At 64.5% G+C, this 23,357-nt stretch carries 21 protein-coding genes; 4 read left to right on the forward strand and 17 right to left on the reverse strand.

Translation table 11 applies throughout. The features are described from left to right. Window positions 1-209 precede the first annotated feature (209 nt). Entirely contained in the window at window positions 210-1,562 is a 1,353-nt protein-coding gene (gene mltB / locus DWV00_RS20575; protein WP_245964960.1) for a lytic murein transglycosylase B, read from the forward strand. Here the strand turns inward: mltB and cysM are convergent. The 17 genes from cysM to gyrA form a co-directional block, all read right to left on the reverse strand. Next, complete coding sequence (gene cysM / locus DWV00_RS20580; RefSeq protein ID WP_115535451.1) at window positions 1,532-2,434, reverse strand: cysteine synthase CysM; 903 nt, start codon at window positions 2,432-2,434, stop codon at window positions 1,532-1,534. The two genes, mltB and cysM, sit on opposite strands and share 31 nt — an antisense overlap. 23 nt (window positions 2,435-2,457) lie before the next feature. Next, the gene (locus DWV00_RS20585; RefSeq protein WP_115535452.1) at window positions 2,458-2,838 is read right to left on the reverse strand and encodes a ComEA family DNA-binding protein; all 381 of its coding nucleotides are present in this window, start codon (window positions 2,836-2,838) and stop codon (window positions 2,458-2,460) included. Between the two features lie 70 nt (window positions 2,839-2,908). After that, window positions 2,909-3,901: an ADP-glyceromanno-heptose 6-epimerase gene (gene rfaD / locus DWV00_RS20590; protein WP_115535453.1), complete on the reverse strand. Its 993-nt coding sequence runs from the start codon at window positions 3,899-3,901 to the stop codon at window positions 2,909-2,911. A gap of 81 nt (window positions 3,902-3,982) precedes the next feature. Further along, a complete protein-coding gene (gene rfaE1, locus DWV00_RS20595) occupies window positions 3,983-5,023 on the reverse strand; it encodes a D-glycero-beta-D-manno-heptose-7-phosphate kinase (protein WP_181885542.1) in 1,041 nt (346 codons plus the stop codon). Next, window positions 4,986-6,392 carry a UDP-glucose dehydrogenase family protein gene (locus tag DWV00_RS20600; protein WP_115535454.1) on the reverse strand — a complete coding sequence of 469 codons (1,407 nt, stop codon included), beginning with the start codon at window positions 6,390-6,392 and terminating at the stop codon, window positions 4,986-4,988. The genes rfaE1 and DWV00_RS20600 overlap by 38 nt, the downstream gene beginning before the upstream one ends. A 51-nt stretch (window positions 6,393-6,443) precedes the next feature. Further along, the gene (gene lapB / locus DWV00_RS20605) at window positions 6,444-7,622 is read right to left on the reverse strand and encodes a lipopolysaccharide assembly protein LapB (RefSeq protein WP_115535455.1); all 1,179 of its coding nucleotides are present in this window, start codon (window positions 7,620-7,622) and stop codon (window positions 6,444-6,446) included. 47 nt (window positions 7,623-7,669) lie between these two features. Then, the gene (locus DWV00_RS20610) at window positions 7,670-7,963 is read right to left on the reverse strand and encodes a LapA family protein (protein WP_115535456.1); all 294 of its coding nucleotides are present in this window, start codon (window positions 7,961-7,963) and stop codon (window positions 7,670-7,672) included. A 296-nt stretch (window positions 7,964-8,259) separates the two neighbouring features. Continuing rightward, window positions 8,260-8,583, reverse strand: a complete 324-nt coding sequence (locus DWV00_RS20615; RefSeq protein ID WP_115535457.1) for an integration host factor subunit beta — start codon at window positions 8,581-8,583, stop codon at window positions 8,260-8,262. A gap of 23 nt (window positions 8,584-8,606) precedes the next feature. After that, window positions 8,607-10,337, reverse strand: a complete 1,731-nt coding sequence (gene rpsA / locus DWV00_RS20620) for a 30S ribosomal protein S1 (protein WP_342766998.1) — start codon at window positions 10,335-10,337, stop codon at window positions 8,607-8,609. 142 nt (window positions 10,338-10,479) lie between these two features. Then, window positions 10,480-11,172, reverse strand: coding sequence for a (d)CMP kinase (gene cmk, locus DWV00_RS20625; protein ID WP_115535459.1), 693 nt, complete (start codon window positions 11,170-11,172; stop codon window positions 10,480-10,482). A 23-nt stretch (window positions 11,173-11,195) separates the two neighbouring features. After that, window positions 11,196-12,497, reverse strand: a complete 1,302-nt coding sequence (gene aroA, locus DWV00_RS34655; protein WP_115535460.1) for a 3-phosphoshikimate 1-carboxyvinyltransferase — start codon at window positions 12,495-12,497, stop codon at window positions 11,196-11,198. A gap of 15 nt (window positions 12,498-12,512) precedes the next feature. Next, the gene (locus tag DWV00_RS34660) at window positions 12,513-13,427 is read right to left on the reverse strand and encodes a prephenate dehydrogenase (protein WP_115535461.1); all 915 of its coding nucleotides are present in this window, start codon (window positions 13,425-13,427) and stop codon (window positions 12,513-12,515) included. 68 nt (window positions 13,428-13,495) lie between these two features. Then, window positions 13,496-14,608 (reverse strand): histidinol-phosphate transaminase, encoded by a 1,113-nt coding sequence (gene hisC, locus DWV00_RS20640; protein ID WP_115535462.1) that lies wholly within the window; start codon window positions 14,606-14,608, stop codon window positions 13,496-13,498. 37 nt (window positions 14,609-14,645) lie between these two features. Continuing rightward, window positions 14,646-15,728, reverse strand: a complete 1,083-nt coding sequence (pheA, locus tag DWV00_RS20645) for a prephenate dehydratase (RefSeq protein ID WP_115535463.1) — start codon at window positions 15,726-15,728, stop codon at window positions 14,646-14,648. Window positions 15,729-15,790: 62 nt separating this feature from the next. Then, on the reverse strand, window positions 15,791-16,873 hold the full coding sequence (gene serC, locus DWV00_RS20650) for a 3-phosphoserine/phosphohydroxythreonine transaminase (RefSeq protein ID WP_115535572.1): 1,083 nt from the start codon (window positions 16,871-16,873) through the stop codon (window positions 15,791-15,793). A gap of 221 nt (window positions 16,874-17,094) precedes the next feature. Then, the gene (locus DWV00_RS20655; RefSeq protein WP_115535573.1) at window positions 17,095-17,709 is read right to left on the reverse strand and encodes a DUF2059 domain-containing protein; all 615 of its coding nucleotides are present in this window, start codon (window positions 17,707-17,709) and stop codon (window positions 17,095-17,097) included. A gap of 180 nt (window positions 17,710-17,889) precedes the next feature. Next, on the reverse strand, window positions 17,890-20,520 hold the full coding sequence (gyrA, locus tag DWV00_RS20660; RefSeq protein WP_115535464.1) for a DNA gyrase subunit A: 2,631 nt from the start codon (window positions 20,518-20,520) through the stop codon (window positions 17,890-17,892). Window positions 20,521-21,021: 501 nt separating this feature from the next. Here gyrA and ompA point away from each other — a divergent pair. From ompA to gph, 3 genes are all read left to right on the forward strand, one after another. Further along, complete coding sequence (gene ompA, locus DWV00_RS20665) at window positions 21,022-21,675, forward strand: outer membrane protein OmpA (RefSeq protein WP_115535465.1); 654 nt, start codon at window positions 21,022-21,024, stop codon at window positions 21,673-21,675. A 151-nt stretch (window positions 21,676-21,826) separates the two neighbouring features. Continuing rightward, on the forward strand, window positions 21,827-22,525 hold the full coding sequence (gene ubiG, locus DWV00_RS20670; RefSeq protein WP_115535466.1) for a bifunctional 2-polyprenyl-6-hydroxyphenol methylase/3-demethylubiquinol 3-O-methyltransferase UbiG: 699 nt from the start codon (window positions 21,827-21,829) through the stop codon (window positions 22,523-22,525). A gap of 15 nt (window positions 22,526-22,540) precedes the next feature. After that, a complete protein-coding gene (gph, locus tag DWV00_RS20675) occupies window positions 22,541-23,254 on the forward strand; it encodes a phosphoglycolate phosphatase (RefSeq protein WP_115535467.1) in 714 nt (237 codons plus the stop codon). Window positions 23,255-23,357 lie beyond the last annotated feature (103 nt).

The raw sequence follows: 23,357 nt of genomic DNA on the forward strand, positions 1-23,357 counted from the left end.
AGTTGCTTCGTCGGCCGCCGGTCGGGCCTGCGATCGGACTACGTTACCACAGGCCACAGGCGGACGGCCGCGTTCTCGCCGGCAGGCATTCGAGATGCGAGCGTGCGCAAGTCCACCCGATGAGGCTCCACGCGCCGATTCGATCCGTGGCGGTTCCGCCTATCGCGGCCGTTCGCTATACTGCGCCGAACCCTTGCCTTTGCTCACTTATGACCGGTCAACACGCTTCACCCGCAGCACGCGCGCGACGCCTCGCCGCGCTCGTCGCCCTGGCGCTCGGCGCCGCCGTCTCCTGGCAGGACGCTAGCGCCCAGAGCGCCGCGGCAGCCACTGCGCCGGCCACCACGCCGGCACCGGCCCCAACCACAACGCCAGCCAAGCATGCCGCCCCCCTCGCCCAGACCCCGCAGCCGGCCGCGTCGGGCGCTACATTCGAAGAAGAAATCGTTCCGCAGCGCTACGCCAACAACGCGGACGTCAACGCGTTCATCGACGACATGGTCGCCCGCTACGATTTCGACCCGGCGGCGCTGCATTCGCTGTTCGCCGGCGTGAGCTACTCGACCACGGCGGTCAAACTCGTCACCCCGGCGCCGAAGCCGTTCCCGAAGAACTGGCACATCTACCAGTCCCGCTTCCTGGACCCGGTAAGGATCAACGCGGGCGTGAAGTTCTGGCGGGAAAACCGTGCGACGCTGCAACGTGCCTACGAGCAGTACGGGGTGCCGCCGGAGGTCGTCGTCGGCATCATCGGCGTCGAGACGATGTACGGCCATTACATGGGCAACTTCCGCGTGCTCGACGTGCTGACGACGCTCGCGTTCGACTATCCGAACACGCCGAATCGCGCCGAGCGCGAAATGACGTTCCGCAAGAATCTCGAGGACTATCTCGTCTGGACGCGCGACGCGCAGATCGACCCGACGACGGTGCTCGGCTCGTACACGGGCGCGATCGGCATTCCGCAATTCCTGCCGAGCAGCATCGTCAAATACGCCGTTGATTTCGAAGGCAATCGGCACATCGATTTGCGCGACAGCCCGGCCGATGCGATCGGCAGCGTAGCGAACTATCTCGCACAGAACGGATGGGAGAACGGGCGGCCGGTGATCTGGCACATCGCGCCTGACGCGGGCAGCATCGGCATCGCGCAGGCGGCGGCCGACGGGCAGCCCGAGCCGCACTGGCCGCTCGCACAAATGCTGCGCGCGGGGATGGTGCTCGACGAGTCAAAGCTCGACCTGGCATCGGAAGACAGCACGCCGGTGACCGTCATCGACTTGCCCACGCCGGGCCAGCCGACCCAGTACATGCTGGGGCTGCAAAACTTTTACGTGCTGACGCGCTACAACCGGAGCTTCTTCTACGCGCTCGCCGTTTATGAACTCGGCCAGCGCGTGAAGGAGCGCGTCGAGGAAGAGGACGGCCCGATGGATGCGTCCGCGCCGGCCGCACCAGCTCCGGCCGCACCTGCTCCGGTAGTACCGGCCTCACCGGCTACACAGCCGCCGGCACAGCCGACCTCGCCCAATCAGGCGGGAAACACCCCGGTCGACAAATAACGATCGCCGCGATCGCAGACGATGAAGACGATCGTCGCGTTCTCGACCTGGCGCGCGACGCGCAATGCAACCTCGCAGGCGCCGCCCGACGAAATGCCGCAGAAGATGCCTTCGACCGAAGCCAAGCGGCGAGCCGCCGCTTCGGCTGCGGCCTGCGAGACGTTCTCGGTGCGATCGACCATCGTGCGATCGAAGATCTTCGGCATGTAGGCTTCGGGCCACTTGCGAATGCCGGGAATGCGCGAGCCGTCTTCGGGCTGGGCGCCGACGATTTCGATCGCCGAGTTCTGCTCCTTCAGATAGCGCGACGTACCCATGATCGTGCCGGTCGTCCCCATCGACGAAACGAAGTGCGTGATGCGCCCTTCCGTGTCGCGCCAGATTTCAGGGCCAGTGCCCTCGTAGTGCGCGACCGGATTGTCGGGGTTCGCGAACTGATCGAGGATAATGCCGCGGCCGTCGCGCTGCATTTGCTCGGCGAGGTCGCGGGCGTACTCCATGCCGCCTTTCACCGGCGTAAGCACGATTTCGGCGCCGTAAGCAGCCATGCTCTGGCGCCGCTCGACGGTCAGATCCTCCGGCATGAGCAAGACCATCTTGTAGCCGCGAATCGCCGCGGCCATCGCAAGCGCGATCCCGGTATTGCCGCTCGTGGCTTCGATCAGCGTATCGCCGGGCTTGATGCGCCCGCGCGCCTCGGCCTTCTTGATCATCGACAACGCCGGACGGTCCTTCACCGAACCCGCCGGATTGTTGCCTTCGAGCTTCGCCAGCACGACATTGTTTCGGCTGCGGATTTCGTCGTCGGCCAAACGAACGAGCTGAACGAGCGGCGTATTGCCGATCGTGTCTTCAATGGTTTTGTAAGGCATATGTATTCGCGCACCGCGCGCCGTTATCTTGAGCAATGGGAATCGGTCCGATTGTAAAGCACCGCGCAGCCCGTCGCCGCGTAGGGTCTTTCGGCGAGCATCGCGCCGCTCGATACCCCTCCCACTGTCAGTCCCTCGGCCCGCAGGCGTTCGACCGACCGACCGCCTAAGCCTTTCACGCGCCGCCCGAGATCGTCGGCATCCTTGAAGAAGCCGCCCGTGGCGCGCTCGTCGACGATCGCCTTGGCTTTGGCCGGGCCGATGCCCTTGATCGCGCGCAGCGCGGCCTCGTCGGCCGTATTGACGTCGACGTTGGCCGCGTGGGCGAAAAGAGCCGGGGGCGCGGCGGCAAGCGCCACCGCGAATAAGAGAAAGCGAACAACAGCGCGAAAGTGCTCGAGCATGAGGCCTCCGAAAGAGCCGGCCGGCGAGCGCCGACCGCAAGGCCTCAGTCTAAGAACCGCGCGACGCGCGTTACAGTTGGCCGGACAGCCAACGGACGTAGCGATCGACGCCTTCTTGCACCGTCAGGAACGGCGCGTCGTAGCCGGCCGCGCGCAGACGCGCCGGATCGGCTTGCGTGAAGCACTGATACTTGCCGCGCAGCGCGTCGGGAAACGGAACGTATTCGATGAGCCCGCGCTGAACCATCTCGGCAAGCGAAAGCGCCGGCTGATTCTCGAGTGCGCGCAGCGTGTTGACGACCGAGGTGGCGATATCGTTGAACGGTTGTGCGCGTCCGGTCCCGAGATTGAAGATTCCCGACTTCTCCGGATGATCGAAGAAGAACAGGTTCACCTTCGCGACGTCTTCGACCGACACGAAGTCGCGCGTCTGCTCGCCGGCCGCATAGCCGTTGTACTCGCCGAACAGCTTGACCTTGCCCTCGGCGCGGAACTGATTGAAGTTGTGGAACGCAACCGACGCCATTCGGCCTTTATGCGCTTCGCGCGGCCCGTAGACGTTGAAATAGCGGAAGCCCGCGATCTGGCTTTTCGCGCTGGGCATAACGCGGCGAACGATCTGATCGAACAGGAACTTCGAGTAGCCGTAGACGTTCAGCGGCGCTTCGACTTCGCGCTCTTCGACGAAGCGGCTCGAGCCGCCGTAGATCGCCGCCGACGACGCATAGAGGAACTGCGTGCCTTGCACCAGGCACGCATCGAGCACGGCGCGGCTATAGCGGAAGTTGTTCTCCATCATGTAGCGGCCGTCGGTCTCCATCGTGTCGGAGCAGGCGCCCTCGTGGAACACGGCGCGCACCTTGCCGAAATCGCCGCGAGCGAAACGCTCGACGAACTCCGTCTTGTCGAGATAGTCGTCGATCTCGCAATCGACGAGGTTCTTGAATTTGTCGGCGCGCGTGAGGTTGTCGACGGCGATGATGCGCGTTTCGCCGCGCGCGTTCAGCGCTTTGACGAGGTTGGCGCCGATGAAGCCGGCGGCTCCGGTAACGATGAGAGTCATGATCGTGATGGCGATGGTTCGATAACGATGATGGAGGACGCGAGCCGGCGGCGCTTCGCGAGCGGCACGCTAAAACAGACGCTAACGCGCATTCGGCGCAAACAGCTCGTCATAGTCGACGGTGGCGGTACCGAGCTTGCCGACGACGATCCCCGCGGCGCGATTGGCCAGCGCAACGGCATCGACGAGCGGCAGCTTCGCGGCGAGCATGACGGCCAGCGTCGCGATCACGGTGTCGCCGGCGCCCGAGACGTCATAGACTTCGCGCGCGTCGGCCGGCGCGGTGAGTGCTTCGCCGTCGGCCGTAAACAGCGTCATGCCCTCCTCGGAGCGCGTCAGCAGCAGCGCGTCGATTTCGAGCGACGCCCGCAGCGCATCGACGCGCGCGTGCAAGTCCGCCTCCGATTTCCACTGTCCCACCACCTCGCGCAGTTCCGCGCGGTTCGGCGTGATCAGCGTCGCGCCGCGATAGCGCTCCCAATCGTCGCCCTTCGGGTCGACGAGCACGCTCTTGCCGGCCGCGCGAGCCTTGGCGATCATTTGCGTGACGTGGGTGAGGCCGCCCTTGGCGTAGTCGGACATCAGAATGACGTCGTGCGACGCCAGCAGCGCATCGAATCGCGCCAAGCCGGCGAGCAGCGCTTCATGCGCGGGCGTGTTTTCGAAATCGACACGCAGCAATTGCTGCTGGCGCGACAGCACGCGCAGCTTGATCGTCGTCGACAACTCGGGATCGCGTTCCAGATGCGTCGCGACGCCGCTATCCTTGAGCAACTCGACGATGCGCTCGCCGGGCTCGTCGCCTCCGACGACGCACAGCAGCCCAGCGTTCGCACCGAGCGCCGCCGCGTTGCGCGCAACGTTCGCGGCACCGCCGAGGCGATCTTCCTGCCGCTGGACGTGGACGACCGGCACGGGCGCTTCCGGCGAAATGCGGTTGACGTCGCCGAACCAGTAACGATCGAGCATGACGTCGCCGACGATCAACACCCTTGCCTGGCCGAGCCGTTCGCGCGGCACGGCCGCGATGCCGGCCGGGCGTGCCGCGCCGCTGCCCGCTTGCGGCGCCGGCTCCTTCGACAGCTCAGGCGCGCGCATCGGTTGCGGAATCGAATTGGGCATGGGGACGTCCGATTGCATAGTAGTCGATGCCGAGTTCGGCCATCGCCTGCGGTTCGTAAAGATTGCGGCCGTCGAAAATCAGCGGCGCCTTCAGCACCGATTTCAAGTGCGCGAAGTCCGGGCTCTTGAACTCCTTCCACTCGGTGACGATCACGAGCGCATCCGCGCCGACAAGCGTCTCGTCTTGCTTCGCCACGAACGACAAACGCGCGAGCGCATCGGGCGTGCCGGCCAGATCGAGTGCGAAGACGCGCCGCGCCTCGCCGATCGCCACGGGATCGTAGGCGCGCACGTGCGCCCCGCGCGCCAGCAGCGATGCGATCAAACGCCGGCTGGGCGCCTCGCGCATGTCGTCGGTGTTCGGCTTGAACGCGAGCCCCCAGACGGCGAACGTGCGGCCCGTCAGATCTTCGCCTAGACGCGTCGCGATTTTGTCGACGAGCACTTCCTTCTGATCGTAATTGACCGCTTCGACTGCTTCAAGAATCCGCAACTGGTGGCCGTTCTCGCCGGCCGTGCGCACGAGCGCCTGCACATCCTTGGGGAAGCACGAGCCGCCGTAGCCGACGCCCGCATAGAGAAAGTGATAGCCGATACGCGGATCGGAGCCGATACCGCGGCGCACCTGCTCGATGTCGGCGCCGACGCGATCCGCCAGGTTCGACATTTCGTTCATGAACGAAATGCGCGTGGCCAGCATCGCGTTGGCCGCGTACTTCGTGAATTCGGCAGAGCGCACGTCCATATAGAGCGTGCGTTCGTGATTGCGGTTGAACGGCCCATACAGACGCTTCATCTTTTCGCGTGCGATGAGCCCCGCTTCGTCGTCGTCGATGCCGATCACGATGCGGTCGGGCCGCATGAAATCGTCCACGGCCGCGCCTTCTTTCAGGAACTCCGGGTTCGAGACGATCGAAAACCGATGGCCGGCGCTGCCGTCGAGGCCGCGGGCGTCAAGCTCCTCGGCTATGACGGCGCGCACGCGCTCGGCAGTCCCGACGGGCACCGTCGACTTGTCGACGACCACCTTGAAGCCGTTCGAATAACGGCCGATGTTGCGCGCCGCTTCGAGCACGTATTGCAGATCGGCCGAGCCGTCCTCGTCGGGCGGCGTGCCGACCGCGATGAACTGCACGTCGCCGTGCTCGACGCTCGCCTTGACATCGGTCGAGAACGTGATGCGCCCGTGCGCGCGCGTGCGCGCGATGATCTCCTGCAGGCCGGGCTCGTGAATCGGCACCCCGCCGCTGTTCAGGATCTCGATCTTGCGCGGATCGACGTCGAGGCAGAAGACATCATTGCCGATTTCCGCAAGGCATGCGCCCGTCACGAGACCGACGTAGCCCGTGCCGATGATGGTGATTTTCATACGCGTTCCACATCCACAAGTTGGTGCCGGCCGGAAGGCCGGCGCTCAGCATCAGGCCTGCGCCGCCGCGATCGGCTCGATGCGGCGCGGCGCATACGTTTCCCAGCCGCTGCAGCCCGGACACTGCCAATAGAACAGGCGCGCCCGGAAACCGCAATTTTGGCATGTGTAACGTGGCAAATTTTTGGTGCGCTGTTTGATCAGCGTACGCATCAGCTCGAGTTCTCCGCGGCGCGGCTCATCCGCCGCCTCGATCTGCGCGTCGAGCAGGCGCGTCATGCCGGACAGGTTCGGCGACGCCCGCATCTGCGTGCGGGCCAGCGTGTGCGCCGCATCGGCGCCACACAGTTGCGCGACGTGCGGATAAGCGACATCGAGCAGATCGCTCGAACCGTAGTGCTCGACATAGCCCGTGAGCAGTGCGGCGCCCTCCTGCGGGCGCGAGAGCGCGGCGTACGCCTTCATCAGTTTCTCGGCGACGAGCGGCAAATAGGAGGGATTCTGCACTTCCACGCGGCGCCATGCTTCGATCGCCGCGGCCTGATCGCCGCGCGCCGCGGCCACGTCGCCCGCGAGAATCGTGGCGCGCACGTTGGCCGGGTTGGCGCTCAACGCCAGCTCGAGCTGCGCGGCCGACTCGACCGCATCCTTGCGATGCAACGCCTCTTGCGCAAGTTCGCAGTGGAATTGCGCGATCTCCTTGGGGAGCGGCTCGGCCCCCATCTTCTCGAGGCGGCTCGCCGCGTCGATCGCCTTGCCCCATTCCTTCTCGATCTCATAGATCGTCAGCAACGCGCGCTGCGCGTCGCGCGCGTACTCGCCGGCGTCGAGCCTGCCCAGCGCTTCTTCGGCACGATCGAGCAGCCCCGCTTTCAGAAAGTCTTGGCCGAGCTCGAACAGCGCGTGATCGCGTTCGCTCACCGGAAGATCCGCTCGGCTCAGCAGGTTTTGATGGATCCGGATGGCGCGATCGGTCTCGCCGCGCCGGCGAAACAGATTGCCGAGCGCGAAGTGCAGCTCGATCGTTTCGGGATCGAGCTTGACGACTTCGATGAACGCATCGATCGCCTGGTCCGGCTGCTCGTTGAGCAGGAAGTTCAAGCCGCGGAAGTACGACCGCGGCAGGTTGGCGCTCTCGGACAGCAGCGCTTTCAAGTCGTAGCGCGAAGCCATCCATCCGAGCGCGAACGCGACGGGAACGACTAGCAGCCACCAAAAATCGAGATCCATGCGAAGGCCGGAAAAGCGAGGATAAAAATGCGAGCGGCGGCGCTCGCTCAGATGACGGGCGGCATCGGCGGCTCGACGACGGCCGGGGGCGCTTCCTCGCGCGCGGCACGCAGATCGCGCTTCAGGCGAGCGTTCTCGAGCTTGAGCCGCACCACGGGCGGCAGCGCCGTGACCAGCCCCGCCAGCAGGCCGACCGCGAAGAACGCCAGACCGATCAGAATGAGCGGCGCCTGCCAGACATATCCCGCGAAATGCAGCGCCGCGTTGTCCTGGTTCGCCAGTGCGAGCACGAGCAGCACGACGAACACGAGCACGCGGAACACCCAGACGATAAATTTCATGGAGCTTTCTCTCGACGGCGACTAGGTTTGTCGTGCAGGCGCGGCCGCCCGACCGCCGCGGCGCACCCTGAACAAAAGTGCCCGTATTGTAATGGAAACGATGCTGGGCGGGCCGCGGCGCGGCGCCGGGCCGCCTCGGCCCCTACCTAGAGCGGCGCCGCAAATGAAAAAAGCGCCCGAAGGCGCTTTTTCGATTTTTTCCGGCTTCGCCGTCGGCATTGGCGCGACGACGCGCCGGCTTCCGAACCTTTCGTGCGTCACGCATCGCCCCGCTAGAAGCCATGCGCACCGCGACTTCAGAGATCGTCGTCCGACCGGTCAGCCATAAGCGGCTCGCCGGCCCGGCCATCCACACGCTCGCGCAATTCCTTGCCGGGCTTGAAGTGTGGCACGTGCTTTTCGGGCACGAGCACCTTCTCCCCCGATTTGGGATTGCGCCCGACGCGAGACGGACGGCGGTTCAGACCGAAGCTGCCGAAGCCGCGAATTTCAATGCGGTGCCCTTTGGCCAACGCCTCGGACATCGCATCGAGCATCGTCTTGACCGCGAAATCCGCATCTTTGAGAACAAGTTGCGGAAATCGCGCTGCCAAGTGGGCGACCAATTCCGATTTGGTCATACTGCGGCAGACCTCTCAAAGGCTTACTGATTCTGGCCGTCGAGCTTGGCCTTGAGCAGCGCGCCGAGGTTCGTCGTGCCCGAGGCAGCCGAGCTCGTGTCGGCCGCGAGGCCGCGCATCGCTTCTTGCTGCTCGGCCGAATCCTTGGCCTTGATCGACAGGTTGATACCACGCGACTTGCGATCGATGTTGATGATCATCGCGTTGACCTTGTCGCCTTCCTTCAGCACGTTGCGGGCATCTTCCACGCGATCTTGCGCGATTTCCGAAGCACGCAGGTAGCCTTCGACTTCCGCCGACAGGCCAACGACCGCACCCTTGGCATCCACCGTCTTCACCACGCCGTCGACGATCGAACCCTTGTCGTTCATCGCAACGAAGTTGCTGAACGGGTCGCCTTCGAGCTGCTTGATGCCGAGCGAAATGCGTTCCTTCTCGACGTCGATGCCGAGCACGACCGCTTCCACTTCGTCGCCCTTCTTGTACTTGCGGACGGCTTCTTCGCCGGCTTCGCTCCACGACAGATCCGACAGGTGGACCAGGCCGTCGATGCCGCCGGGCAGGCCGATGAACACGCCGAAGTCGGTGATCGACTTGATGGCGCCCGTGATCTTGTCGCCCTTCTTGAAGTTGCGGCTGAAGTCATCCCACGGATTCGGCTTGCATTGCTTCATGCCGAGGCTGATACGACGACGGTCTTCGTCGATCTCGAGCACCATGACTTCGACTTCGTCGCCGAGTTGAACAACCTTCGACGGAGCGACGTTCTTGTTCGTCCAGTCCATTTCCGAAACGTGCACCAAGCCTTCGATGCCCGATTCGACTTCGACGAACGCGCCGTAGTCGGTGATGTTCGTGACCTTGCCGAACAGGCGCGTGCCCGACGGGTAGCGGCGCGAGATGCCTTCCCACGGATCGTCGCCCAGTTGCTTGATGCCGAGCGAGACGCGGTTCTTCTCTTGGTCGAACTTGAGGATCTTGGCCGTGACTTCTTGGCCGACCGACAGCACTTCGCTCGGGTGACGCACGCGGCGCCACGCGATATCGGTGATGTGCAGCAGGCCGTCGATGCCGCCGAGGTCCACAAATGCGCCGTAATCGGTGATGTTCTTGACCACGCCGTTGACGATCGCGCCTTCCTTGAGCGTCTCGAGCAGCTTCGCGCGCTCTTCGCCTTGCGTCGCTTCGATGACGGCGCGGCGCGACAGCACGACGTTGTTACGCTTGCGGTCGAGCTTGATCACGCGGAATTCGAGCGTCTTGCCTTCGTACGGCGTCGTGTCCTTGACGGGACGGGTATCGACGAGCGAGCCCGGCAGGAACGCGCGGATGCCGTTGACCATGACGGTCATGCCGCCCTTGACCTTGCCCGTGATCGTGCCGGTCACGAGTTCGTTGTTGTCGAGCGCCTTTTCCAGCGACAGCCACGAAGCGAGACGCTTCGCCTTGTCGCGCGACAGGATCGTGTCGCCATAACCGTTTTCGAGCGCGTCGATCGCGACCGAAACGAAGTCGCCCGCCTGCACTTCTACCTCGCCCTGATCGTTCAGGAATTCCTCGATGGGAATGTAGGCTTCGGACTTGAGACCCGCATTGACGACCACGAAGTTGTGGTCGACACGCACGACTTCGGCGGAAATCACTTCGCCGGCGCGCATGTCTTGCTTGGTCAGCGACTCTTCGAAAAGGGCCGCGAAAGATTCGGTGTTCGGGTTGGAGGTTTGCAGGTCGGACATAAAAATGCGTAATTGCATGGCTTCGCGCCGTCAGAGCCGGTCACCGCGACCGGGCATGCTGCGAGATCGATCGAACGCCACACGGGGTTAAGGGTTAATACCACGCTTGGGTTTGCCACCTGGCAGGCCCAAGCACCTACTGCCTACTTCTCACTGCTCTCTACTGCTTATTGCTCTCGATACGCTCCCGGTACCAGTTCACCACTTGGTCGACCGCTTGGTCGATCGAGAGCGCCGAGGTATCGAGCAGCTTTGCGTCTGCCGCGGGCTTGAGCGGCGCGGCGGCGCGATTGCTATCGCGTTCGTCGCGCTCACGCAAATCCCGGAGCAAGTCATCCATATTAGCAGAAAACCCTTTTTGGATCAATTGCTTATGCCGTCTGGCCGCGCGGGCCTCGACGCTGGCCGTCAAAAACACTTTCAAGACGGCATCGGGAAAGATGACGGTGCCCATGTCGCGGCCGTCAGCGACGAGCCCCGGCTCCTTGCGGAATGCCCGCTGGCGCGCCACCAGCGCGGCACGCACGGTCTGGTGGACGGCGATCGCGGAGGCCCGGTTGCCGACTTCCTCGGCGCGGATCTCGCTCGAGACGTCGACGCCGTCGAGCTCCGCGCAGCCCTCCCAAAATGTGATGTGCAGATCGTTCACGAGCGCGGCCAGCGCCTGGTCGTCGTCGGGCGCGACGCCGTAGCGCACGCTGGCCAGTGCGGCGAGCCGGTAGAGCGCGCCGCTGTCGAGCAAGTGAAACCCAAGCTGGGCGGCGACGAGCGCCGCAACGGTGCCTTTGCCGGAAGCGGTCGGACCGTCGATTGCGATGACGGGGGTCTGATGAAAGGGGCGAGTCGGTTTCATCTAATGATTCTTAAGCGGTCAGGTCAACCGACGAGCGTCTTGAAGCGGTCGAAATAATCGGGAAACGTCTTGCCGACGCACTTCGGGTCGTTGATCCGTACCGGCACGCCGCCGAGCGAAACGAGCGAGAAGCACATCGCCATGCGGTGATCGTCGTACGTGTCGATCGCGGCGTTGGGCGTGAGCCTGGCCGGCGGCGTGACCACGAGGTAATCCTCGCCCTCCTCGATCGTCGCGCCGACCTTGCGCAGTTCCGTGGCCATCGCCGCGATCCGGTCCGTCTCCTTCACGCGCCAGCTGCCGATGTTGCGCAGCCGCGTCGTCCCGCGCGCGAACAGCGCGCAGACGGCGATCGTCATCGCCGCGTCGGGGATCAGATTGAAGTCCATGTCGACCGCTTCGAGCCCGCCGTGATCGTGGCCGACACCGCGCACCTCGATCCAATCCTCCGCCATCGTGACGTTCGCGCCCATCGCGGTCAGTGCGTCGGCGAACGCGACGTCGCCCTGGATGCTGTCGCGCCCGACGCCCACCACGCGCACCGGCCCGCCGCCAAGCGCGCCCGCCGCGAGGAAATACGACGCCGACGACGCATCGCCTTCCACCATGATCGCGCCCGGCGACTGGTAGCGCGCGCCGGCCGGTATCGTGAAGCGCTGCCAGCCTTCGCGCGCGACCGTCACGCCGAAGCGTTCCATCAGCTTCATCGTGATTTCGATGTAGGGCTTGGAGATCAGCTCGCCCTCGACTTCGACGACGATTTCGCCGCTCGTCGTAGGCACGAGCGGCAGCGTCATCAATAAAGCGGTCAAGAACTGGCTCGACACGTCGCCGCGCACGCGGATCGGGTCATCGACCGCGATCGTGCCCGCACGGATGCGCAGCGGGGGAAAGCCTTCGTTCCCCTCGTAGTCGATGCACGCACCGATCTGGCGCAGGCCGTCGACGAGATCGCCGATCGGACGTTCGTGCATGCGCGGCACGCCGTGCACGCGGTAGTCGCCGCCGTTCACCGCCAGCGCGGCCGTCAACGGGCGGACCGCCGTGCCGGCATTGCCTAGAAACAAATCGGCCTTCTTCGCGGTAAACGCGCCGCGCGTGCCTTGCACGACGCACACGTCGCCCTCGCGCGTGAACTTCACGCCGAGCTTCGCGAGCGCATCGAGCATGACGCGGGTGTCGTCCGAATCGAGCAGATTCGAGATGGTCGTCTCGCCTTCGGCGAGTGCCGCCAGCAAAAGCACCCGGTTCGAAATGCTCTTCGAGCCGGGCAGGCGAACCGTGCCTTGCGAGCGGGAGTAGGGACCGAGATCGAGGTAATCCATGAGATAGATGTCCTTTTATTTCGGGGCGAGACCGCCGCGTTCCTGCCATTGGGTGCGCGCTTCGCGCGAGCGCGAGAACACAGCTTCGAGCGTCGCGCCGTCGCTGGCGAGCACCGCCGTGCGCAATTGACCGAGTACCGCCAGATAGCCGTCGAGTTCGTCGACGAGCGCATCCCGGTTCGCTAAGCAGACATCGCGCCACATTTCGGGACTCGACGCCGCGATGCGCGTGAAATCGCGGAATCCGCCGGCCGCGAACGAAAACTTCAGCGCCGCGTCGGGCGCGCTCAAGATGCGTTCGACGAGCGCGAACGACAGCAGATGCGGCAAGTGGCTGACCGAGGCGAACACCCGGTCGTGCTGCTCGTGGCTCATCGTGCTGACGAGCGCGCCCGTCACGCGCCACAGCGCATCGATTCGGGCGACGTCGGCGGGCCGGTTCTCGGGCAGTGGGCACAGCACGACGTTGCGGCCGACGTAAAGATCGGGCAGCGCCGCCTCGACGCCGCTCGACTCGCGCCCCGCGATCGGGTGGCCAGGCACGAATTGGGCCGCGCGCGCGCCGAGCGCCGCGCGGGCCGCCGCAACGACGTCCGACTTGGTACTGCCGGCGTCGGTCACGATCGTATGCTCGCCGAGGAACGGCAAGATGCGCTCGAGCAGCGGCCGCGTTTGGGCAACGGGCGCCGCGAGCAGGATCAGATCCGCGCCCGCGAGCGCCGCGGCGAGTTCGCGGTCGTCGTCGAGCGACGCGACGTCGTCGACGACGCCGAGTTCGCGCGCACGCTCGGCCGAGGCGCGGGTGCGGCCGACGCCGACGATCCGCCCGCCGGGCGCCACGCCGGCCCGCTCGCGCAATGCGCGCGCCAGCGAGCCGCCGATGAGGCCCACGCCGAAAATCACGAGTTTGTCGAAAGTGAACGGGGTCACAAGGTGCTCTTCAGCGAAAGAAAGCGCGCGCAGGCAGCGCGCGTTTTCGTGTTGATTGCCGCGCGTGCTTACGCCTGCGCAAGCGAGTTCTCGAGCGCCGCGATGAACGCCTCGTTCTCCTCGGGCAGGCCGATCGTCACGCGCAGCCACTGCGGCAGCCCGTAATTGCCGACGGGGCGCACGATGACGCCCTGCTTGAGCAGCGCGAGATTCACGCGCGAGCCGGCGCCGTCGTCGTTGCCGACGCGCACGAGCACGAAATTGCCGAACGAAGGCACATATTCGAGGCCGAGCTTATCGAAGGCTTCCGTCAGGCGGTGGTAGCCGGCGGCATTGAGTTCGGCCGTCCGTTCGAGGAACGCCGTATCGCCGAGCGCCGCGATCGCCGCGGCCTGGGCCATCGAGTTGACGTTGAACGGCTGACGCAGCCGGTTCAGAAGGTCGGTCAACTCGGGCTGGGCAATCGCGAAGCCGACCCGCAGCCCCGCGAGGCCGAACGCCTTCGAGAACGTGCGCGAAACGACGAGGTTCGGATAGCGGCGCACCCAGGCGATCGAATCGTAGCGGCGGTCGACCGCCAGGTACTCGGTGTAGGCCTCGTCGAGCACCACCGCGACGCCCTTGGGGACCTTCTCGAGAAACGCTTCGAGCGCCGGACCTTCGATGAACGTCCCCGTGGGATTGTTCGGGTTGGCGATGAACACGAGACGCGTATCCGCTTCGATCGCCGCCAGCATCGCATCGAGATCGTGGCCGTGGTTCACGGCGGGCACGACGATCGCGCGCGCGCCGAGCCCTTGCGTGGCCAGCGCGTAGACCGCGAACGAGTACTGCGAGTAGACGACCGACTGCCCCTTTTCGACGAATGCATGGGCGGCGATTTCGAGGATGTCGTTGCTGCCGTTGCCGAGCGTGATCCACTCCGCGGGCACGCCGTAGCGCGCCGCGAGCGCGGCCTTGAGCTCGAACGCGTTCGCGTCGGGATAGCGGCCGAGTTCGGCGGCGGCGCGCGCCAGCGCGGCCTTGGCCGATTCGGGCATGCCGAGCGGATTTTCGTTCGATGCCAGCTTCACGATGCGCGCCTCGTCGAGCCCGAACTCGCGCGCGACTTCCGAAATCGGCTTGCCGGCGACGTAGGGGGCGATTTGACGCACGTAGGAAGGGCCGTATTGCATTGTCATGGTGTCTCCAAAGCGGCCGGCATGATCGGCGCCGGCCTTAGCGCGAGCACGGATACGAGCCGAGGATCTTCAGGAATGCGGCCTTCTTTTCGAGCGCCGCGAGCGCGTCGGCGACGGCCGGATCCTCGCGATGGCCTTCGACGTCGATGTAAAAGTAGTACTCCCAGGTGCCGACGCGCGCCGGACGCGATTCGAAGCGCGTCATCGACACGCCGTGCCGGGCAAGCGGCTCGAGCAGCTTGAACACGGCGCCCGGCTCGTTCTTCACCGATACGATCAGCGACGTTTGGTCATGCCCGCTGCGGCCCGCCGGCGCGTTGCCGATCATCACGAAGCGGGTCCGGTTGTGCGGATCGTCCTGAATCACCGGATGCGCGATCTGCAGGCCATAGAACGACGCGGCGCGGTCGCTCGCGATCGCCGCGACGCTCGCATCGAGCGAAGCCATGCGCGCGGCCTCGGCATTGCTCGACACGGCCTGCCGCTCGACGTGCGGCATATGCGTCGCGAGCCAGCGCTGGCACTGCGCGATGGCCTGCGCATGCGCGCACACGCGCGTCACGCCCTTGAGCGTGCCGCTTTGCGTCAGCAGGTTGTGGCGAATCGGCAACGCAAGTTCGCCGCCGATCAGAAGCTGCGATTGCAGCAGCAGATCGAGCGTGCGCGAAACCGCGCCTTCGGTCGAATTCTCGACCGGCACGACGCCGAATTGGGCTCCGCCTGCCTCGACGGAGCGAAACACTTCGTCGATCGACAGACACGGCATCCCTTCGATCGAATGACCGAAGTATTCGTACATCGCCTCTTCGCTATACGTGCCGGCCGGGCCGAGATAGGCCGCGGTGACCGGCTGCTCGAGCGAACGGCTCGCCGCCATGATCTCGCGCCAAATCGCGCTGATGTGATCGCCCGCGAGCGGCCCCTCGCTCATCGTCTGCAAGCGCGAGATGACCTGCTGCTCGCGCTCGGGACGGAACACGGGGGCGTTGTAGTGCTTCTTGACCTCGCCCACTTCGAGCGCGATCTGCGCGCGCTGATTGAGCAGCGCGATGAGCTGCGCGTCGATCTCATCGATCCGATCGCGCAGCGGTTTCAGCTTTGAATTGAGTTCGTCGTCCATGCGTGAAACGGCCGTGTCGAAAACGGCGTCGCCTAGCCTGCCGGCGCTCGCCCTGCCCGCGCTTACGCGCGAGTCCGTTCGAATTCCTTCATGTACTCGACAAGCGCTTTGACGCCTTCGAGCGGCACCGCGTTGTAAATCGATGCCCGCATGCCGCCGACGGACTTGTGGCCCTTGAGCTGCATCAGCCCGCGCGCTTTCGCGCCGGCCAGGAAATCTTCGTTGCGCGATTCGTCCGCGAGGAAGAACGGCACGTTCATCCGCGAACGCGACTCGCGCTCCACTTTGTTGAGATAGAAGCTGCTCGCATCGATCGTGTCGTAAAGCAGCTTCGACTTTTCGAGGTTGCGCGCCTCGATTTCCTTCAGCCCGCCCTGCCGCTTCAGCCATTTGAAGACGAGGCCGGCGATGTAGATCGGATAGGTGGGCGGCGTATTGAACATCGAATTGTTCTCGGCGACGGTACGCCATTCGAATGCCGACGGGCAAATCGACAATGCGCGGTCGAGCAGATCCTCGCGCACGACCACCACCGTCACGCCGGCAATGCCGATGTTCTTTTGCGCGCCGCCGAACATGACGCCGTACTTGGCGACGTCGAGCGGCCGCGACAGCACGTGCGAGGAGACGTCGGCCACCAGCGGAATATCGCCGAGGTCGGGAATATCGAACGTCTCGACGCCGTGGATCGTCTCGTTCGTGCACAGGTGCACGTAGGCCGGATCGTCGGACAATTGCCATTCGCCGCGTTTGGGCGCGCGCGTGAAACCGTCCGCCGTCTCGCCGCTGGCGGCCACGTGCGGCTTGCAGTATTTGCCGGCTTCCTTGAGCGACTTTTGCGACCAAGAGCCCGTGACGACGAAATCGGCGACGTCGCGCTTGCCCAGCATGTTCATCGGCACGATCGCGTTTTCGCCAAGCCCGCCGCCTTGCAGGAAGAGGCACCGATGGCTGGCCGGCGCCTGCAGCAGCTCGCGCAGATCGGTCAGCGCCTCTTCGTGGATCGACATGAATTCGCGCCCGCGATGGCTCATTTCCATCACGCTCATGCCGCTGCCGCGCCAATCGAGCATTTCGTCGGCCGCTTGACGCAATACCTCTTCGGGCAACGCCGCCGGCCCGGCCGAGAAATTGAAGACGCGCATCGTGAGAACCCTCGAAAATGGATGAACGGACGAACGGATGGTCAGATGCGAACGCCGGCGCAACGCCAGCGAATTCGCCCAGCCGATCAGAATCAGAAATAGATAATGGCCGTTCGCGCATTTCGCGCAAACGGCCATTATCGCACCGCCGATTGAAAGCCGCTCGCGTGGATCCGCGCGAACCGGCCTAAAAAAGCCGGCCGGCGCGGGTCCCGCGGGACTTACTTGCCGGGCTTGACCGCGGCGACTTCCTTGTCGGCTTGCGCGCGCGTAGCCTGGATCGATTGCGGCATGTACTTCTGCATCAGGCCGCCGACCACGTCACGGCCAACCTGGTCTTGCACTTGGATGAACTTACGGCCCGTCGGGCTCTTGTAGAACTTCGTCAGATCCTTGATTTCATCCGTCGAGTAGTACTTCGCGTACGCGTCGAACTGCGCTTGCATCGCGTCTTGGCGGAACGAATCCGTCGCGAACACTTGGCCCGCCGAATCCACGAGCTTGGGCACCGCGTTCTTTTGCAGCGTCGGCACGGCTGCTTGCTTCTGCTTGTCGTTCATCGTCTTGTTTTCAGACAACGCTTCCGACAGGATTTCCGGCACGTACTGCTTCGCTTGCATCTGCGCGCTGTTGCCGATCGCACCGACGAGCTTCTGCGCGTCGATCGCGTCGAGCAGCTCCTTGATCGCACTTTGCTTGGCCGCGTCGACCGGCGCGGCGGCGGGTGCCACCGGAGCAGCCGGAGCAGCCGGCGCTTGACTCTGGAGCGCTTGCGCCATCGCGAAAGTCGGCACGAAAGCAGCCAGCAGCATCCATTGCGTGAATCGTCGTTGCATCATCACTCCTCAAAAAAATAAATATCGTTCGCGCGCGGCCTTCGAACCCGGCTCGTCGCGCCCACCGTCACCTATTGCGGCAGGTGCGCTCACCGAGGAACGCGATCGCTCGCGCGCTTCGTTGTCTTTCGTCAAACCGAGGTCAGCGGCACGGACCGAATGACGGCCGGCCGCCTCGCGTTACTTCGGCGCGCCGTCCTCGCCCGCTTCGTCGTCGGCCGCCGCGCCGTCGCCCTCGGCGTCGGATTCGGAATCGGCTTCCGCGATTTGCTGCAGACCGGAGAGCTTCGTACCCTCATCAAGGCTGATGAGTGTAACACCCTGCGTCGCCCGACCCATCTCGCGAATCTCGGAAACACGTGTGCGAATCAACACACCCGTCGTCGTGATCAGCATGATCTGGCTTTCGGTGTCGACCAGCGTGGCCGCGACCACCTTGCCGTTGCGCTCGGACGTCTGGATCGCGATCATACCCTTCGTGCCGCGCCCGTGCCGCGTGTACTCCGCGATCGGCGTACGCTTGCCGTAGCCGTTTTCAGTTGCCGTCAGCACGGACTGCGTTTCGCTGCCGGCCACGAGCATCGCAATGACCTGCTGCGTTTCCTCGAGCTGCATGCCGCGCACGCCGCGTGCCTCGCGGCCCATCGGGCGCACGTCGTTCTCGTCGAAGCGCACGGCCTTGCCGGCATCCGAGAACAGCATGACGTCGTGCTCGCCGTCCGTGATGGCCGCGCCGATGAGGTAATCGCCCTCGTCGAGACCGACGGCAATGATACCTTTGCGCAATGGCCGGCTGAAAGCCTCGAGCGGCGTCTTCTTGACCGTGCCGAGCGCGGTGGCCATGAACACGAACTTATCGGCCGAGAATTCCTTCACCGGCAGGACGACGTTGATCTTTTCGCCGTCTTGCAGCGGGAACATATTGACGATCGGCCGGCCGCGCGAGTTGCGCGAGCCTTGCGGCACTTCGTACACCTTGACCCAGTACACACGGCCTCGGTTCGAGAAGCACAGAATGTGATCGTGCGTGTTCGCGATGAACAGCGTGTCGATCCAGTCGTCTTCCTTCATCTGCGTGGCCTGCTTGCCGCGCCCGCCGCGCTTTTGCGCGCGGTACTCGGACAGCGGCTGCGACTTCACGTAGCCCGCGTGCGACATCGTCACGACCATGTCCTGCGGCGTGATCAGATCCTCGGTGTTCAGCTCGGTCGCGTTCATCTCGATCTTCGAGCGGCGCGCGTCGCCGAACTCGGCCTTCACCGCCGTGAGTTCGTCGACGATGATGGCCGTGATGCGCTCCGGCCGCGCGAGGATGTCGAGCAGATCGGCGATCTGAGCCATGACTTCGCGGTATTCGCCGATGATCTTGTCTTGCTCGAGGCCCGTCAGGCGCTGCAGGCGCATTTGCAGGATTTCCTGCGCCTGCGTGTCGGACAGCTTGTACAGGCCGTCGCCCTGCATGCCGAAGGCCGGGTTCAGGCCCTCCGGACGGTACGCCTCGCGCCCGCCGGCCGAGGCGTTCTCGGATTCGGCGCGCGCCAGCATGTCGCGCACGAGCGACGAATCCCACGCGCGCGCCATCAAGTCTTGCTTGGCGATCGGCGGCGTCGGCGCGGCCTTGATGATGGCGATGAATTCGTCGATGTTGGCCAGTGCGACAGCGAGGCCCTCGAGCACGTGGCCGCGTTCGCGCGCCTTGCGCAGCTCGTACACGGTGCGCCGCGTCAGCACCTCGCGCCGGTGCGACAGGAACGCGTCGAGCATCTCCTTCAGATTCAGAAGCTTGGGCTGCCCGTCGACGAGCGCGACCATGTTCATGCCGAACGTGTCTTGCAGCTGCGTCGCCTTGTACAGGTTGTTCAGCACCACCTCGGGCACTTCGCCGCGCTTGAGCTCGATCACGACGCGCATCCCGCTCTTGTCCGATTCGTCGCGGATGTCGGAGATGCCCTCGAGTTTCTTTTCGTTGACGAGTTCGGCGATTCGCTCGAGCAGCGAGCGTTTGTTCACCTGGTACGGCAGTTCGTCGACGATGATCGCCATGCGCTGGCCGCGGTCGATCTCCTCGAAGTGCGTGGCCGCGCGCATGACCACGCGGCCGCGCCCCGTCCGATAGCCTTCGCGCACGCCGGCCACGCCGTAGATGATCCCGGCCGTCGGGAAATCGGGGGCGGGAATGATCTCGATGAGCTCGTCGATGCTCGACTGCGGGTTCTTCAGCAGATGGTGGCAGGCGTCGACGACTTCGTTCAGGTTGTGCGGCGGGATGTTCGTCGCCATGCCGACGGCGATGCCCGACGAGCCGTTGATCAGCAGATTCGGAATGCGCGCCGGCAGAATCTGCGGCTCGCTTTCGCTGCCGTCGTAGTTCGGCCCGAAATCGACGGTTTCCTTGTCGATGTCGGCAAGCAGTTCGTGGCCGATCTTGGCCATGCGGATTTCGGTGTACCGCATGGCGGCGGCGTTGTCGCCGTCGACCGAACCGAAGTTGCCTTGGCCGTCCACGAGCATGTAGCGCAGCGAGAAATGCTGCGCCATGCGCACGATCGTGTCGTAGACCGCGGTGTCGCCGTGGGGGTGGTATTTACCGATGACGTCGCCGACAATACGCGCCGACTTCTTGTAGGCACGGTTCCAGTCGTTGTTGAGCTCGTGCATCGCGTACAGGACGCGCCGGTGCACAGGCTTCAGGCCATCGCGGACATCAGGAAGCGCGCGCCCGACGATGACGCTCATTGCGTACTCGATATACGAGCGACGCATTTCCTCCTCGAGGGAGATCGGTAGAGTCTCTTTGGCGAATTGATCCATTATCCGTATCTTTGTCGGACGCGAGCGGAGCGCAACCGAAACGAACCGCCTACTTTCCGGGGGCCCGGCAGGAGGCGCCGGGCATCACGCGATTCTAACATGGCCACCATCGGCGCCCGAACCCCTCGCACGTACTCCCCTACGCGCCCGAACGGCAGGGGCGCACACGCCGCCGATTCCGCCGTCACCGGCACCGGCGCTTTTCCTCCCCGGCTGGCATGCAGCGTGCACCCGCCGATCGCCCGGAAAAGCCCGCCCCGCCTTCGTGTTGCGGTGACACCACAATCGAAACAGCCTGTAACAGACGGTAGGAATTTTTTTTCGTAAGAAGGGAACGATATGGCAAAATGCCAACGCACTTGGTTAGACGTTGCTCGAAGTGTCCACAGGGCCGGCGTTTTTTGTGCCGCACCAATGTTATACTTCGAGCAATGTATGACTGGTCTTCGTCATCCAAGCTCGCAGTAAACCTGCGGTAATCTCAATTTCGAGAGGAGAAATATGAATAAATTTTCAAAGCTCGCGTTCATTGCAGCTACCGCAGTTGTGGCCGCATCCGCATCGGCACAGTCGGTGCCGGCGTCGCGACAAGCTACGAACGATAACTGGGTGAACGGCACCGGCGAATACGTGTGGATGAACGGCACGAACGAGCTTTGCTGGCGCGATGCATTCTGGACGCCGGCTACGGCTAACGCCAAGTGCGACGGCGCTCTGGTCGCGCAAGCCCCGACGCCGCCGGCACCGGTTGCTCCGGCCGCTCCGGAAATCACGAGCCAGAAGGTCACGTACCAAGCCGATTCGCTGTTCGACTTCGACAAGGCTTACCTGAAGCCGGCCGGCAAGGAAAAGCTGGACGATCTGGCTACGAAGATCGAAGGCATGAACGTGGAAGTCGTCGTTGCGACGGGCTACACGGACAAGATCGGTTCGGACAAGTACAACGACCGTCTGTCGCTGCGCCGCGCGCAAGCCGTCAAGTCGTACCTGGTCAGCAAGGGCGTGCCCGCCAACAAGATCTACACGGAAGGCAAGGGCAAGCGCAACCCGGTCAAGACGGATTGCAACCAGAAGAACCGCAAGGCGCTCATCGCCTGCCTGGCACCGAACCGTCGCGTGGAAGTCGAAGTCGTCGGTACGCAGAACAAGCAGTAATCTGCCCCTTCGGCACCACGAAAAACCCCGCTTCGGCGGGGTTTTTTTCTGGCTTTTTCCGCCTGCGGCGGTCGTCCTCCGCCCGGTTTTGCCGCAGCGCGCAACCCTCGATATACTCAGCCTAATCCTGGCCTCCCCCTCTCGCACCGTTATGACGAATGCCGATCCCCACGAGCTACGGAAATTTAGCGACCTTGCACATCGTTGGTGGGATCCGAACGCCGAATTCAAACCGCTGCATGAACTGAATCCCGTCCGGCTCGGCTGGATCGATGCCCATGCGCACCTGCCCGGCAAGCGCGTGCTCGACATCGGCTGCGGCGGCGGCATCTTGTCCGAATCGATGGCCAGCCTCGGCGCCCAGGTGAAGGGCATCGATCTGTCGAATCAGGCGCTCGGCGTAGCCGATCTGCACAGCCTCGAAAGCGGCATCACCGTCGAATACGAAGAGATCGCGGCCGAAGCGCTCGCCGCGCGCGAGCCCGCCAGCTTCGACGTCGTCACCTGCATGGAAATGCTCGAGCACGTGCCTGATCCGGCGGCCATCGTCAAAGCCTGCGCGACACTCGTCAAACCGGGCGGCTGGGTGTTCTTCTCGACGCTCAACCGCAACGTCAAATCGTATCTGCTGGCCGTCATCGGCGCCGAGTACATCGCGCAAATGCTGCCGAAGGGCACGCACGATTACGCGCGTTTCATCCGGCCGTCGGAGCTGGCAGGCTTTGCGCGCGCCGCCGGCTTGCGCGCAGCCGAAGTGAAAGGCATTACCTACCGTCCGCTCGGCAAGCACTTCACCTTGTCCGACGATACGGACGTCAATTATCTGCTCGCCTGCCGCCGCGACGACTAACCTGCCTCCTCATTCATGAGCCAACCGACCTCGCAGCCCGCACGGCACGACGACGCGCCGCCGATCACGCAATGCCGCGCCGCACTCTTCGACCTCGACGGCACGCTTGCCGATACCGCGCCCGACCTCGTCGCGGCCGTCAACAAGATGCGCCTCGACCGCGGCCTCGAACTCGCCCCGATCGATCGGCTGCGTCCGTTGGCCTCGGCCGGTGCCCGCGGCTTGATCGGCGGTGCCTTCGGCATCGGTCCGGACGATCGCGATTACGCGCCGATGCGCGAGGAGTTCCTGGCCAACTACGAAGCCGACTTGTGCATCGAAACGACGTTGTTTCCGGGCATCGCGCAGATGCTCGACGCGCTCGACGCGCGCGGCATCCGCTGGGGCATCGTGACGAACAAGGTCGGCCGGCTCACGATGCCGCTCGTCGAGCAGCTCGGGCTCGCGTCACGCGCGGGCTGCGTGGTGAGCGGCGACACGACGCCGCACTCGAAGCCGCATCCGGCCCCGCTGCTTTATGCGGCCGAAGCGCTGGCGCTGGCGCCGGGCGAAATCGTCTATGTCGGCGATGATTTGCGAGATATCCAAGCGGGTTTCGCGGCCGGGATGGCTACCGTTGCCGCGGCGTATGGGTATTGCGGCACGGATTTGCCGCCGGCCATGTGGCACGCGCAGCACATCGTCGATACGCCGCAGCAGCTTGCGCAGCTGCTTGGTGGGCTGATCTGAGCGTCCTGACGGCGACGCGCCGGGCGTCAGCTTTTGGGTTTGCTGAACGCCCCACCCCGCCTTGAATGTGGGGCGAAGCGCACCACCTTACGTTCTGTGGGAT

Origin of the sequence: Trinickia dinghuensis, from assembly GCF_003367175.1 — a bacterium.
GTDB lineage: Bacteria > Pseudomonadota > Gammaproteobacteria > Burkholderiales > Burkholderiaceae > Trinickia > Trinickia dinghuensis.